The 13,980-nt window shown below is 61.9% G+C and carries 12 protein-coding genes; 10 read left to right on the top strand and 2 right to left on the bottom strand.

Translation table 11 applies throughout. The features are described 5' to 3' along the window. Positions 1–930: Ig-like domain-containing protein (locus AC07V8_RS13675; protein ID WP_494678506.1), on the top strand; the 930-nt coding region annotated here is incomplete at its 5' end. A gap of 161 nt (positions 931–1,091) precedes the next feature. Here AC07V8_RS13675 and AC07V8_RS13670 read toward each other — a convergent pair. Next, positions 1,092–1,595 carry a cupin domain-containing protein gene (locus AC07V8_RS13670; protein WP_494678507.1) on the bottom strand — a complete coding sequence of 168 codons (504 nt, stop codon included), beginning with the start codon at positions 1,593–1,595 and terminating at the stop codon, positions 1,092–1,094. A gap of 368 nt (positions 1,596–1,963) precedes the next feature. On the opposite strand from AC07V8_RS13670, the gene AC07V8_RS13665 reads away from it, so the two are divergent. The 8 genes from AC07V8_RS13665 (at position 1,964) to AC07V8_RS13630 (ending at position 11,249) form a co-directional block, all read left to right on the top strand. Further along, a complete protein-coding gene (locus AC07V8_RS13665; protein WP_494678508.1) occupies positions 1,964–2,917 on the top strand; it encodes a MurR/RpiR family transcriptional regulator in 954 nt (317 codons plus the stop codon). Positions 2,918–2,987: 70 nt separating this feature from the next. After that, on the top strand, positions 2,988–3,896 hold the full coding sequence (locus AC07V8_RS13660) for an isoaspartyl peptidase/L-asparaginase family protein (RefSeq protein WP_494678688.1): 909 nt from the start codon (positions 2,988–2,990) through the stop codon (positions 3,894–3,896). 43 nt (positions 3,897–3,939) lie between these two features. Further along, a complete protein-coding gene (locus AC07V8_RS13655; RefSeq protein WP_494678689.1) occupies positions 3,940–5,796 on the top strand; it encodes a dipeptide ABC transporter ATP-binding protein in 1,857 nt (618 codons plus the stop codon). A 71-nt stretch (positions 5,797–5,867) separates the two neighbouring features. Next, on the top strand, positions 5,868–7,433 hold the full coding sequence (gene gsiB / locus AC07V8_RS13650) for a glutathione ABC transporter substrate-binding protein GsiB (protein WP_494678509.1): 1,566 nt from the start codon (positions 5,868–5,870) through the stop codon (positions 7,431–7,433). Between the two features lie 102 nt (positions 7,434–7,535). After that, positions 7,536–8,456, top strand: coding sequence for a glutathione ABC transporter permease GsiC (gsiC, locus tag AC07V8_RS13645; protein WP_494678510.1), 921 nt, complete (start codon positions 7,536–7,538; stop codon positions 8,454–8,456). Between the two features lie 65 nt (positions 8,457–8,521). Next, on the top strand, positions 8,522–9,382 hold the full coding sequence (gsiD, locus tag AC07V8_RS13640; RefSeq protein WP_230427503.1) for a glutathione ABC transporter permease GsiD: 861 nt from the start codon (positions 8,522–8,524) through the stop codon (positions 9,380–9,382). Beyond that, positions 9,382–10,416: a DmpA family aminopeptidase gene (locus tag AC07V8_RS13635; RefSeq protein ID WP_494678511.1), complete on the top strand. Its 1,035-nt coding sequence runs from the start codon at positions 9,382–9,384 to the stop codon at positions 10,414–10,416. Before gsiD ends, AC07V8_RS13635 begins: the two co-directional genes overlap by 1 nt. 14 nt (positions 10,417–10,430) lie before the next feature. Beyond that, entirely contained in the window at positions 10,431–11,249 is an 819-nt protein-coding gene (locus tag AC07V8_RS13630; protein WP_494678512.1) for a M55 family metallopeptidase, read from the top strand. Positions 11,250–11,711: 462 nt separating this feature from the next. Here AC07V8_RS13630 and AC07V8_RS13625 read toward each other — a convergent pair whose 3' ends face one another. Continuing rightward, entirely contained in the window at positions 11,712–12,941 is a 1,230-nt protein-coding gene (locus tag AC07V8_RS13625) for an MFS transporter (protein ID WP_494678513.1), read from the bottom strand. A gap of 135 nt (positions 12,942–13,076) precedes the next feature. Here AC07V8_RS13625 and gcvA point away from each other — a divergent pair, with 135 nt between their 5' ends. Then, complete coding sequence (gene gcvA, locus AC07V8_RS13620) at positions 13,077–13,979, top strand: transcriptional regulator GcvA (protein ID WP_494678514.1); 903 nt, start codon at positions 13,077–13,079, stop codon at positions 13,977–13,979. Position 13,980: the final 1 nt, after the last annotated feature.

Genomic DNA, 13,980 nt, shown 5'->3' with positions numbered 1-13,980 from the left:
GCCGTGACGTTCACGGCAGACAGCAGCAGCGGCGGCATCGGCAGCGGCGACTTGACGGTCGATAAAACCACGGTCGTCGCCAACAATACCGATGCAGCGACCTTCGCAGCCATCGTCAAGGATGCCAACGGCAACGTCGTGCCGAACATCAGCGTCAGCTGGGCCACCGACCGCGGCAACCTGTCCGCAGCCAGCAGCCCTACCGACGCCAACGGCCGCGCCACGGTCAGCCTCACCGGTGCTGCGCTTGGCGCCGCGCAAGTGACAGCGCAAGTCAATGCCGGCACAGCAGTGAATGCGCCTGTCGTCAACTTCATCGCCGACACAGCTACGGCAACTGTCACGGCGATTGTCTCGGCAAAAACCAAGATCACCGGAAACGGCGCTGAAACCAATACCGTGACGGCGACTGTAGCAGACGCTTTAGGTCATCCTGTTGCCGGCGCCACCGTCAACTGGACAACGACCCTGGGCAATTTGAGCGGAGCAACGTCGGTGACAGACGCCACCGGCAACGCAACAATCCAACTGACAGCCACGTCGACAGCAACAGCGAATCCAACCGCCAATGTCACCGCGGCCATCAACAGCAGCACCCGCAGCAGCTCGACTCAGGTGCGTGCGGTGATCCTGGCTGGCGGCCGTCATTATTGGACCATGCAGAGCGATCACAACACCGATGTGGAAGCGACCGCGGGGGCGAATTGCAGCATGTATGGCAACGGCGCTGTCGCGACACAGGCAAATCTGGCAGCATTCGCTACTGCGGGCGGCGACTTTGCCAGCATGGCAGTTGCTGGAGAGTATGCGAATATCTGGTGGAAGCTTGGCGGCACATGGGGAACACTCTCAGGCGATTTCAATTCTGTAGGAAGTCCGATCGGAACTACATTCGCTACTGCTGGAGTTGGTTATGTCTGCGTGAGGTAAGCCGCCACTCGCCTGGCTGATCTATCTTGCAAATCCCCCCGCCGCTTGTTCCGGCGAGGGGATTTTTTCATGCCAGATTGAAAACGCTCTTTAGCCCTCGCCCTCAAAGAATGATGGGCCGCTTCACGCGTGGGCACGCTGTGCCCATCCTACTGGCTTGTTCAAGGCTCGCCATCCCAATAATCCAGATCGTTTTCAGCGCGCTGGATCACATCGAAGACCCGTTCGCCGCCGGCGGACGCGGTCGCCAGGAACTTGCCGGAATCGGGGTATTCGCATACCTCGGGCTGTTCCCTGGTGCTCACCGAGAGATACTTCAAAGGCTGGTCCGAGGTATTCACGATCTGGTGCGGATATTCCGGGCCGGGCGGAATGAAGATGATGTCGCCGCTGACCAGCGGCAGCATTTCTCCCGCCACCCTGAGCGAACCGCTGCCTTCCAGGATGATGAACATTTCCTCTTGCGCGTAATGGAAGTGATACGGGCAGGAGATTTTTCCGGGCGCGACCGTATCTATGCTGGCGCCCAGCTTCTGCGCCGCCGTGCCGGTCGCCAGGCGCGCGCAGAGCGAATCGTATAAAGGTTCGCGCAGGTCGTGCACGGTAGGGACGGTATTGAAGTTGCGGATCAGGCGCTGACGCAAGCTTTCTACGTTTTCACTCATTCTCTTCTCCGAAATAAGGTGCGCTTAATGTGTACTTAATGTGCGCTCAACGTGCCCTATGAGGCATGTGGCAAGAAGAATACACGCAAGCAACCATCTCTGCGCTGTCATCGCCATGCCGCCCGCCAGCTGTCAACATTGCCTCTTTTCTTCTGCCGTTTCAAGGCGCACCATGACAGACAGGCGCGAGGCAAAAATGGTGCAAAGCCGCATTCCTGCAACACCCGCGAGCCGTCCCTGCACCACATGCGCACAGATTCGATGCCACAAAATACACATCTTAAAAAAGAAAATAAATTTCCTTTACTTGCATGGAAAATGAAAATATATTTACACAAATTATAAAAATCATTTACCGGGGATGGCTCATGCAACACGCCGCAGTCACAGCATGGCAACGCGAAAGCGCGGTTGCCGCACGTATAGGCAAAGCCTATCCGGAGCTCTCGAAAGCGCATCGCAAGGCGGCTGACTACGTCCTTGCGAACGTGTTTCGCGCCGCCACCATGACCATCGACGAACTGGCCGACGTGGTCGGCATTTCGCTGGCGACCGCCAACCGTTTCGCCCATGCGCTCTCGTTCGACGGCTACCCGGCATTTCGCGCCGCGCTGGTGCTGGACTTTGCTTCTTCGCTGGCGCCGGTGGAAAAACTGCGCGACCAGGTGCAGCGTGCCGCCAGCAGCGCCGAAATCATGGCCGCCGCGCTCAGCGGCGACATGCAAAACCTGGAAGCCACCCGCCGCGCCCTGGCGCCGGCCCAGTGCGACCAGGCAGTCAGCATGATCCTGAATGCCGAACGGATTTTCATACTGGGCTTCGGCGCCAGCGCTTTCCTGGCCGGCATCATGGCGCACGCGCTGGAACCGTATTGCCGCACGGTGCAGTCGGTGGCCGGCCCCGGCGGCCCTTCGCAAGCCAGCCGCCAGTTCTTCAAGCTGGACCAGCGCGACCTGGTGATCGCGCTGGCTTATCCGCGCTATGTCACCGATACCGTGACGCTGACCGCGCGCGCCAAGGAGCGCGCCGCGCAAGTGCTGGCATTTACCGACAGCCCGACCTCGCCGCTGGTGCCGCTGGCGGACGTCACGCTATATGCACAGACCGAACGCCAGCTGTCGCCGACCTCCGACGCCGCTGCCTTGTCCTTGATCCAGGCCGTGTGCGACGCGGTCGCGCATCGCGCCAACCGGTCAGTGCATGCCGCCTCGAAAATGACCGAGGCGGTGCTGCCCTGGCTCTATCACGCGGACGGCGTCAACGCAGCGAAGACAAAGAACAGCAAAACCGCAACCACCAAATCAGCAGCGAAAGCGAAATAACGTGACCACCTCAAACAACATCGCCACCATCGCCATCCACGGCGGCGCCGGCACCATTCTGCGCAGCGCCATGAACAGCGGACAGGAACAGGCTTATCACGACGCCCTGGCAGAAATCCTGAGCGCCGGCCAGAGCATCCTGGCGGCCGGCGGCAGTGCGCTGGACGCAGTCGCCAAGGCCGTCAGCATGCTGGAAGACTGTCCGCTGTTCAACGCCGGCAAGGGCGCGGTCTACACCCATGCCGGCACGCACGAACTGGACGCCGCGATCATGGACGGCGCCACGCTCGGCGCCGGCGCGATCGCCAATGTCGCCCACGTGCGCAACCCGATACTGGCCGCGCGCGCGGTGATGGAACACAGCGAACACATCCTGCTGGTCGGCGCCGGCGCCGAAGAGTTTGTCGCCCAGCATGGCGCCGAGCTGGTGGCGCCCGAATACTTTCATACCGAAGCGCGCCACGCCCAATGGCTGCGCGCGCGCAAGCAGGAAGGCATGCTGCTGCTCGACCACGACGCCGCCAGCCAGGCGGCCACCGAGATCGCCCCCATCGATCCGGACGACAAGTTCGGCACGGTCGGCGCGGTCGCCCTCGACATGCACGGCAACCTGGCCGCCGCCACCTCCACCGGCGGCATCACCAACAAGCGCGTAGGCCGCGTCGGCGATTCGCCGCTGATCGGCGCCGGCTGCTACGCCAACAACCGCACCGCCGCGATTTCGGCGACCGGCACCGGCGAGGCATTCATGCGCACGGTGGCGGCCTACGACATTTCGGCAAGAATGGAATACGCCGGCGCCTCGTTGCAGGATGCGGCGCAACAGGTAGTGATGGAACTGCTGCCGCGCTACCAGGGCCGCGGCGGCCTGATCGCCATCGACGCCAAGGGCAATGTGGCGCTGCCGTTCAATACCGAAGGCATGTACCGCGGCTACGCCAAGGTCGGCGCCGCCCCGGTGACGGCGATTTACAAATAACCATTCAAGAAATATGGCAACCCCAGGAAGCGATCATATGAATATGCAAACAGGCCGCCGGGTGCTGACGGTAGAGCAGATGAGCGTCGGCTTCACCACCTCCGAACGCAAGGTGGAGGCAGTGCGCAACCTGTCCTTCCATATCGATGCCGGTGAGACGCTGGCCATCGTCGGCGAATCGGGTTCCGGCAAGTCGGTGTCGTCGCAGGCCATCATGCGTCTGATCGACTACGGCGGCGGCCGGATCAGCGGCGCCGGCATGAACTTCCAGCGGCGCGACGGCAGCGTCATCGACCTCGCCACGGCCAGCCAGGGCACCATGCGGCACATCCGCGGTTCGGAAATCGCCATGATTTTCCAGGAGCCGATGACCTCGCTCAATCCCGTCTTCACGGTCGGCGAACAGATCGCCGAATCGATCCGCCTGCATCAAGGCAAGAGCATGGCCGAGGCGCGCGCCGAAGCCCTGCGCATGCTGGAAATCGTCCGCATCCCGGAAGCGCGCCGGCTGCTGGACCGCCATCCGCACCAGCTGTCCGGCGGCATGCGCCAGCGCGTGATGATCGCCATGGCGCTGTCCTGCAAGCCGTCGCTGCTGATCGCCGACGAACCGACCACCGCCCTCGATGTGACGATACAGGCACAGATCCTGCAGCTGATACGCGCGCTGCAGGATGAAATGCAGATGGCGGTGATCTTCATCACCCACGACATGGGCGTGGTGGCCGAGATCGCCGATCGCGTGGTGGTCATGTGCCGTGGCGAAAAGGTTGAAGAAAATAACGTCCACGCCATCTTCGAAGCACCGCAGCATCCTTACACCCAGACCTTGCTGGCGGCGGTGCCGCGGCTGGGCGCCATGCACGGCACCGACCAGCCGGAACGGATCGCCATCGCCGGCGCCGTCGTCACGCCGGAAATGGCGGCAGAAGCAAAAATCATCCGCAGCATCCCGGGCGCCGATCCGCAGCAGCAGCCCTTGCTGAAAGTGCGCAAGCTGACCACCCGCTTCGACGTCAAGAGCGGCGTCTTCAGCCGCGTCAAGCAACGCGTGCATGCGGTCGAGCAAATCAGTTTCGATCTCTATCCGGGCGAAACGCTGGCGCTGGTGGGCGAATCCGGCTGCGGCAAATCGACCACCGGCCGTTCGCTGCTGCGGCTGGTCGACATCACCAGCGGCAGCGTCGAGTTCGGCGGGCGCGACCTGGCCAAGCTGCCGCGTTCGGAGCTGCGCTCGCTGCGGCGCGAGATCCAGTTCATTTTCCAGGATCCGTTCGCTTCGCTGGATCCGCGCCTGACGGTCGGCTACTCCATCATGGAACCGCTGCTGGTGCACGGCATGGCCGAAGGCGCCCAGGAAAAAGTCGCCTCCTTGCTGGAACGGGTCGGCCTGCTGCCGGAACATGCGCAACGCTACCCGCACGAATTCTCCGGCGGCCAGCGCCAGCGCATCTGCATCGCCCGCGCGCTGGCATTGAATCCGAAGATCGTGATCGCAGATGAATCGGTATCGGCGCTGGACGTCTCGATCCAGGCGCAGATCGTCAACCTGATGCTGGACCTGCAGCGCGAGCTGGGGATTTCCTTCATCTTCATTTCACACGACATGGCGGTGGTGGAACGCATCAGCCACCGGGTCGCGGTCATGTACCTGGGACAGATCGTCGAGATCGGTCCGCGCCGCGCCATCTTTGAAAATCCGCAGCATCCGTACACCAGGAAGCTGATGGCGGCGGTGCCGGTGGCCGATCCCAACCAGCGCCATCGCCAGCGCGAGGTGCTGGCGGGTGAGATTCCGAGCCCGATCCGCGATGTCGGCGACCTGCCGGTCGTGGAGCCGCTGAAACAGGTCGGACCGGGGCATTTCGTGGCGACGCACCGGATTTCCAGCGCTTTCTGAACGGCTTTTTTGTTTTTCCGCTTTATCTGTTTGTTTGTCTTCAATGACTTTTTGATCCAGGGGAGTAACACATGCGCACTACTCAACACTTCGGCAATCACTTCAGCAAGATCGTCGCCAGCACCGCGGTGGCACTGACGGCCCAATTCGCCGCCGGTCACGCTTTCGCCGCCAAGGACGTCACGCTGGCGGTCGCTTCGACCTTCACTACGCTCGATCCTTACGACAGCAACGACACCTTGTCGCAGGCCGCGATCAAGTCGTTCTACCAGGGCTTGTTCGGTTTCGACAAAGACTTGAAACTGGTCAATGTGCTGGCGGACGGCTATGAAGTCAGCAAGGACGGCCTGGCATACACCATCCGCCTGCGCAAGGGCGTCAAATTCCAGGATGGCACCGACTTCAAGGCAGACGCCGTCAAGGTCAACCTGGAACGCGTCATCAATCCGGACAACAAGCTCAAGCGCTTCAATTTGTTCAACCGTATTTCAAAGATCGACGCGGTCAACGACTACGAAGTCAAGATCACCCTGAAAGAGCCGTTCTCGCCATTCATCAATACGCTGGCGCACTCTTCGGCCGCGATGATTTCACCGGCCGCGCTGAAGCAGTACGGCAACAAGGACATCGGCTTTCACCCGGTGGGCACCGGCCCGTTCAAGTTTGTCGAATGGAAGCAGACCGACTACATGAAGGTCGTCAAGTTCGACGGCTACTGGAAAAAAGGCTATCCGAAGGTCGACAGCATCACCTGGAAGCCGGTAGTCGACAACAATACCCGCAGCGCCGTCATGCAAACCGGCGAAGCGCAGTTCGCCTTCCCGCTGCCTTACGAGCAGGCCGAACTGCTGAAAAGCAAGCCCAACCTGGACCTGATCTCATCGCCATCCATCATCCAGCGCTACCTCTCGATGAATATGCTGCAGAAGCCTTTCGACAATCCGAAAGTGCGGCAAGCGATCAACTACGCGATCAACAAGGAAGCGCTGGTCAAGGTCGCCTTCAGCGGCTACGCCATGCCACAGGATGGCGTGCTGCCGCAGGGCGTCGACTACGCACTGAAGACCGGGCCATGGTCTTACGATCCGAAGAAGGCCAAGCAGTTGCTGACCGAGGCTGGCTATCCGAACGGTTTTGAAACTGAATTGTGGTCGGCCTATAACAATACCACCGCGCAGAAAGTCATCCAGTTCGTGCAGCAGCAGCTTGCGCAAGTCGGCATCAAGGCCAAGGTGACGGCGCTGGAAGCAGGCCAACGCGTGGAGAAGGTGGAAAGCGCGCCGGTTCCTGCCAATGCACCTGTACGCATCTACTACACCGGCTGGTCGTCCTCGACCGGTGAAGCCGACTGGGGCCTGCGTCCTCTGCTGGCGTCGGAATCGTTCCCGCCGAAGCTGTTCAACACGGCTTACTACAAGAACGAGAAAGTCGACGCCGACATCGCCAAGGCGCTGACCACGACCGACCGCGCGGAAAAGACCACGCTCTACAAGGATGCGCAGACTGAAATCTGGAAAGACGCGCCTTGGGCTTTCCTGGTCACGGAAAAACTGCTGTATGCGCGCAACAAGAACCTGAAGGGCGTGTATGTGATGCCGGACGGTTCGTTTAACTTCGATGAAATCGAGTTGAAATAATCATCCGTCAGTGCGTCATTCCCGCGTGCGCGGGAATGACGCCGCGGAGATGCCAGCAAACAGATTCTGTCGCCGCAATGTGGCCAACTATCCGAGTACCCCATGTTTCCTTACGTACTAAAACGCCTGACGGGCCTGATACCTACCCTGCTGATTGTCGCGGTAATGGTGTTCTTATTCGTCCATCTGCTGCCGGGCGATCCGGCCCGGCTGGTGGCCGGCCCCGAGGCCGACTCGCAAACGGTGGAACTGATCCGCAAGGACCTGGGCCTGGACCGGCCGCTGCCCGAACAGTTCGTCAACTATTTCAGCAAGGCCCTGCGCGGCGATTTCGGCATCTCCCTGCGCAGCAAGCGCCCGGTCAGCGCTGAAATTGCAGAACGCTTCTGGCCCACCTTCTGGCTCACCGTCACCAGCATGGCGTGGGCGGTGCTGTTCGGCCTGGTCATCGGCATTGCCTCCGCCGTCTGGCGCAACCGGTGGCCTGACCGGCTCGGCATGACGCTGGCGGTGTCCGGCATTTCCTTTCCTTCGTTTGCGCTGGGGATGCTGCTGATGGAACTGTTTTCGGTCCAGCTCGGCTGGCTGCCGACCATCGGCGCCGACAGCTGGCGCCACTACATCCTGCCGTCGCTGGCGCTGGGCGCCGCGGTGGCCGCCGTGATGGCGCGCTTTACCCGTTCTTCCTTCATTGAAATCCTGCATGAAGATTTCGTCCGCACCGCGCGCGCCAAAGGCTTGTCGGAAACCGTGGTGGTGCTCAAGCACTGCCTGCGCAATTCGCTGATCCCGGTGGTGACCATGATGGGCCTGCAGTTCGGCTTCCTGCTGGGCGGTTCCATCCTGGTGGAAAAGGTGTTCAACTGGCCCGGCATGGGCCGCTTGCTGATCGACGCTGTCGAAATGCGCGATTACCCGATCATCCAGGCCGAGATCCTGCTGTTCTCGCTGGAATTCATTTTCATCAACCTGGTGGTTGACGTGCTGTACGCCGTCATCAACCCTAGCATCCGTTACAAGTGAGGCCGCCCGTGTCGACGCCATCCAATCCTGTCGCAGCCACGCCTGCAGCAACCTCGGCCGCACCGCTGCCGAGCAGCGTACGCACTCCCTGGAGCGAATTCTGGCGCAAGTTCAAGAAGCAGCACCTGGCGGTCGCCGCCGGCTGCTTCGTGCTGTTCCTGATCGTGGTGGCGATCGCCGCGCCCTGGATAGTGCCTTACGACGCCGAGAACTATTTCGACTATGACGCCTTGAACGCAGGACCGTCGCTGGCGCACTGGTTCGGCGTCGACTCGCTCGGCCGCGACATTTTCAGCCGCATCCTGATGGGCACGCGGATTTCGCTGACCGCCGGCTTTCTCTCGGTGGCGGTAGGCGCCGTGGTCGGCACCCTGGCCGGCCTGATCGCCGGCTATTATGAAGGCTGGGCCGACCGCATCATCATGCGCATCTGCGATGTGCTGTTCGCCTTCCCCGGCATCTTGCTGGCGATCGGCATCGTGGCGATCCTCGGCAGCGGCATGAGCAACGTGATCTTTGCCGTGGCGATTTTCAGCATCCCGACTTTCGCCCGCCTGGTGCGCGGCAACACGCTGGCGCTGAAGCACCTGACCTTCATCGAAGCGGTGCGCAGCATAGGCGCGAACGATTTCACGATCATCCTGCGCCATATCTTCCCTGGCACGATATCGGGTGTGGTGGTGTATTTCACCATGCGCATCGGCACTTCCATCATCACTGCCGCCGGCCTGTCCTTCCTCGGCATGGGGGCGCAGCCGCCGATGCCGGAATGGGGCGCCATGCTGAATGAAGCAAGGTCCGACATGATGACGGCGCCGCATATCGCGATTTTCCCCAGCCTGGCGATTTTCCTGACGGTGCTGGCTTTCAACCTCCTCGGCGACGGCTTGCGCGACGCCCTGGATCCCAAGATCGACCGCCGCTGATGCTAGCCCTTCCTCACATCGGCAGATTGCCGCCCGGTCCGCTCAACGCCATCAGCGATGTCGCCGGCGTCACTGTCGGCCACGCTACGCTGGCGCAGGGCGCCATCCAGACCGGCGTGACGGTAATCAAGCCGCACGGCGGCGATCTCTTCCGCGACAAGCTGCCAGCCGCAGCGACTGTATTCAACGGCTTCGGCAAAAGCATCGGCCTGCTGCAGGTGCAGGAACTGGGCGTGCTTGAGACGCCGATCGCGCTCACCAACACGCTCTCGGTCGGCACCGTGGCGACAGCGCAGATCCGCTGCGCCATCGGCAGCAATCCCGAGATCGGCCGCAGCGATCCCACCGTTAACCCGCTGGTGTTCGAATGCAACGACGGCTACCTGAACGACATCCAGGCGATGGTCGTCGCACCAGAGCATTACCAGCAGGCGCTGGCCGCCGCCGCTGCCGAATTTGCGCAAGGCGCGGTCGGCGCCGGCCGCGGCATGTCCAGCTTCGATCTCAAAGGCGGCATCGGTTCTGCCTCGCGCTGCGTCAAGATCGGCGGCAGCCAATATTGCGTGGGCGCGCTGGTGCTGTCCAACTTCGGCAAGCTGCCGGCCCTGACCCTGGCCGGCCGACACCTTGGCGCGCAATTGCTGGCGCTGCGCACGGCCACCGGGGACGCGCCGGAAATGGGTTCCATCATCATGATCATCGCCACCGATGCGCCGCTGGACGCGCGCCAGCTGGGGCGGCTGGCGACCCGCTGCGGCATCGGCCTGGGCCGCACCGGCTCGATCTACGGCCATGGCAGCGGCGACCTGGCGCTGGCGTTTTCCACCGCCCAGACCGTGCCTTATCGCCCGCACGACGCCATCCGCGAGAGCGCATGCCTGCACGACAGCTTGCTCGATCCGCTGTTTGAAGCGGTAGCCGACAGCACCGAGCAAGCCATCGTCAATGCCCTGTTTGCCGCAGAAACCGTCAACGGCCGCGACGGCCATCAGCGTATTGCCCTCTCCGACCTGGCAGCCAGGCTGCCGACCTAAATAATGAAAAGACAATGAAGATACTGATTTCCGTTGATATCGAAGGCGTTGCAGGCGTTTTCAACATAGAACAAACCCGCGCCGGCAATCCCGAATACGAACGCGCACGGCACCTGATGACGGCCGAGGCCAACGCCGTGATCGAAGGCGCGCTGGCCGGCGGCGCCAGCGCGATCGTGGTGAACGATTCGCACGGCGGCTTCCGCAACCTGCTGCCCGACCTGCTGCATCCGGCCGCCAGCCAGATCCTCGGCAAGCCGCGCCTGCTGGGCATGATGAGCGGCGTCGACAGCGGCGTCGATGGCGTGATGATGGTCGGCTATCACGGCCGCGCCCAGAGCCGCGGCATCCTGGCGCACACCATCAACGGCTTTTCCTTTGCCCGCATCTGGCTCAACGGCCAGGAACTGGGCGAAGCCGGCATCTACGGCGCACTGGCAGGCGAATTCGGCGTACCGGTGATTTTCGGCAGCGGCGACAATGTCTTCGTGGCCGAAAACCAGCCACTGTTCCCGCAAGCCACCCTGGTCAGCGTGAAGACGGCGGACGGCGCCGGCAGCGGCACATCGCTATCACCGCAAAACGCCCTGGCGCTGCTGGGTGAAGCCGCCAAGGCCGCAGTCAGCAAGCTAGCCGACTGCCGTCCCTTTGTCCTGCAGCCGGCCATCACCTGCAAGTTGCAAACCACCAATCCGGCGCTAGCCGACCTGTTCTGCCTGCTGCCAATCGTGGAAAGAGTCGACGGCGTCAACCTGACATTTTCAGCGCCGTCCGTCCAGTATGCGGTGCGGGTGCTAAACAGCATGTCGGCCATGTCCTTCATGCTGCGCTGACTTTTGAAGTTGCGGTTGCTTTTGACGTTGCAGTTGCAGTTGTTTTTGAAGTTGCCGTTGCCGTTGCTTTTGACGTGCCCCGCATTGAGACGTTGCCAAATCCGGCGCATGTCAGCCGGGAATTGTGGGAGGACATGTTTGAGCCGAAGGCGAGTTGGTCCTCCCACCCGGCTGATACGCGCCGGATTTGGGGACCCGACCGAAGGGAGGGCAACGGCTTTGCGGTCGCCTTCTTTTTGGTTACTTTTTCTTGGCGAAGCAAGAAAAAGTGACTAGCTGCCGGGCTACCCCCGGCAAGCGTCCACGGAGTAGCTACAGTGTTATCAACCCGCAGGCCGTTCTTAGTATGCCAAGACCTGCACTCCGTAGAACGTCAAATGGGGTCAGAGTAATTTTCGCAAAAAACGCGAAAAAAAACTCTGACCCCATTTGACTGCGAATGTAGTTGATCGGGCAGAGATGTTAGGCAGGTTGGTTGGCAGCTCGTGCAACTGCAGTTCGCAACGGCCGGCAAAACCAGGCGCCGGCGGCCAGTTGCACCACCAAGGCAATCATCCACGACGCCCGATGCGCCACCACCGCATAACCCCCGCCATCATGCGGCCAAGCATTCAGCAACAAGCCGAACCCATACTGCACCACAAACGCCCCCGCAAAAATCGCCAAGGTCAAACCAGTACTCACCCGCCCCGCAAGATACCCAGGAAACTCCCGCACCAGCGCCGCATAAGACAACACCCCAGAAGTCCCGAACACCCCATACATCCCCCACAACAGCCAGCCCGGCGCCGGCGCATCAAGCAAAATCAGCAACTGCGCCAGCATGAACAAAAACATCCCCGCCCCCGCAGTGACATGCAAGGAAATCCCCCGCTGCTGCAAACGCCGCGCCAGCCAGCCCGAACCCACCGCCCCCAGCACCATCGCCAGCCCCGTCAGCGCCACGATATTCGCCGCCGCAGCAGCAGCCAAGCCACCCACATCCCGCAGATAAGGCCCCGCCCACAAACCCTGCACCCCAAGAAACACCCCCTGGCTAGCCATCACAAACGGCGCCGTACGCCAGAACACAGCACTGCGGAAAATCCCGCCGATATCGCGCAGCTGCGCACCCAGCGTACTTTCAGGATGCTGCTCATCCTTCTCCGGCACCAGCGTGAACAAGCCCAGCACAATCAGCAAGATCAACCCAGCCACCACCACAAACAGCACGCGCCAGGTAGTCACCCCAAGCGCCCAGGCAATCGGAGTGCCGGTAGCCACCGCCCCCAAGCCGCCAATCGCATAAATGGCGCCGTTCATCAAGGGCAGATGATCATGCGGAAACCACGCCACGATCGCCTTCAGGCCGGCCATCAGGCATGCAGATGTACCGATTCCCAGCAACAGGCGGCCGACCAGCAGACCGCTGAAGCCATGCGCGTCGGCGGACACCAACGCGCCGGTGGCGGCAACCAATAGCAAGCAGGCCAGCACCCGGCGCGGGCCGAAGCGGTCCAGCAACAACCCCAAAGGCAGCTGGCAGGCGGCGAAAGCAAAGAAATACAGGCTGGTCAGCAAGCCCAGCTGCGCAGGCGACAAGCCGAGCTCGCTGCTGAGCAGGGGCGCCAGCGGCAAATTGATGCCGCGCGCCAGGTAAGAGATGAAATAGCCTGAAGAAAATATCAGGAACACGCGGGTTGCAAGTTTCATGGCAGGTCACTCATCAGAACGGAATATGCCGATACTAGTGAGCAAGCCGTGCGAATGCCAACGAAGTGTTTTATCCTTATATGTGAATGAAATTAACCGATCAACCGAAAACCGCCGACCAGCTCCCCCGCCGCCATGTTTGAACGCCTGCCGCCCACCCAGACCCTGCGCGCCTTTGAAGCCGCCGCCCGGCTCGGCAACTACACCCGCGCCGGCGAGGAGCTGAACCTGACCCACAGCGCCATCAGCCACCAGATCCGCGCGCTGGAGCAGCGCACCGGGCGCAAGCTGTTTCAGCGCGCAGGCCGGCAGATGGTGCTGACCGACAGCGGCCGTCTGCTGGCGGGAGAAATACGGCAGGCGCTGACGACGCTTGACCGCGCCCTGCACATAGGCCGGTCTGAAACCGGGCGTGCAGCACAAGTCCTGCGCGTCAGCGTACCACCCTCGTTCGCCAGCGCCTGGCTGGTGCCGCGCCTGGCAGCGTTCCACCGGCAGCACCCGCATATCAACATCAGCCTGCGCAGCAGCCACGAGCTGAGCGAACTGGATTTCAGCGATGCCGACGTCGCCATCTGGTACGGCCGCGCCGGCCACAAGAATCATCGCTACGAGCGCCTGCTCAAGGAAGTGATTTTCCCGGTCTGCAGCCCGGTCTTCGCCGCCAGCCACCCGGACCTCATGCCGCAAGACCTGCCGCGCCATCCCTTGCTGCGCTTTGCTCACCATGGTGGCTGGGAACCCTGGTTTGCCGCCGCCGGCATCGAGCAAGGCGAACCGCAAAGCGGACCGGTCTACGACGATCCCATGCATTTGCTGGACGCCGCCGCGGCCGACCAGGGCATCGCCCTGGCGCGCGGCTGCCTGGTGCACAACCATCTCGCCAGCGGCCGTTTGGTGCGACTGTTCGACATCACGGCGCCGGCGCGCGGCAACTACTTCTCGGTTTCGCCATTCGATACCGTCAAGACAACTACAATTACGGAATTCCAGGACTGGCTCAGCGCCATCCTGGCGGAATCAAGCATAAAGGAATAAC

Source organism: Collimonas sp. GW821-FHT02H07 (assembly GCF_059421505.1).
Note: the sequence above shows the minus strand (reverse complement) of the source record. Positions and strands in the feature narration are given on the sequence as shown.

Coding starts and splice junctions, on each gene's coding strand:
- AC07V8_RS13635 (WP_494678511.1), top strand. CDS start 9,382: ATGCTAGCCCTTCCTCACATCGGCAGATTGCCGCCCGGTCCGCTCAAC.
- AC07V8_RS13630 (WP_494678512.1), top strand. CDS start 10,431: ATGAAGATACTGATTTCCGTTGATATCGAAGGCGTTGCAGGCGTTTTC.
- gcvA (WP_494678514.1), top strand. CDS start 13,077: ATGTTTGAACGCCTGCCGCCCACCCAGACCCTGCGCGCCTTTGAAGCC.
- gsiB (WP_494678509.1), top strand. CDS start 5,868: ATGCGCACTACTCAACACTTCGGCAATCACTTCAGCAAGATCGTCGCC.
- AC07V8_RS13655 (WP_494678689.1), top strand. CDS start 3,940: ATGCAAACAGGCCGCCGGGTGCTGACGGTAGAGCAGATGAGCGTCGGC.
- AC07V8_RS13660 (WP_494678688.1), top strand. CDS start 2,988: ATGAACAGCGGACAGGAACAGGCTTATCACGACGCCCTGGCAGAAATC.
- AC07V8_RS13625 (WP_494678513.1), bottom strand. CDS start 12,941: ATGAAACTTGCAACCCGCGTGTTCCTGATATTTTCTTCAGGCTATTTC.
- gsiC (WP_494678510.1), top strand. CDS start 7,536: ATGTTTCCTTACGTACTAAAACGCCTGACGGGCCTGATACCTACCCTG.
- AC07V8_RS13670 (WP_494678507.1), bottom strand. CDS start 1,595: ATGAGTGAAAACGTAGAAAGCTTGCGTCAGCGCCTGATCCGCAACTTC.
- AC07V8_RS13665 (WP_494678508.1), top strand. CDS start 1,964: ATGCAACACGCCGCAGTCACAGCATGGCAACGCGAAAGCGCGGTTGCC.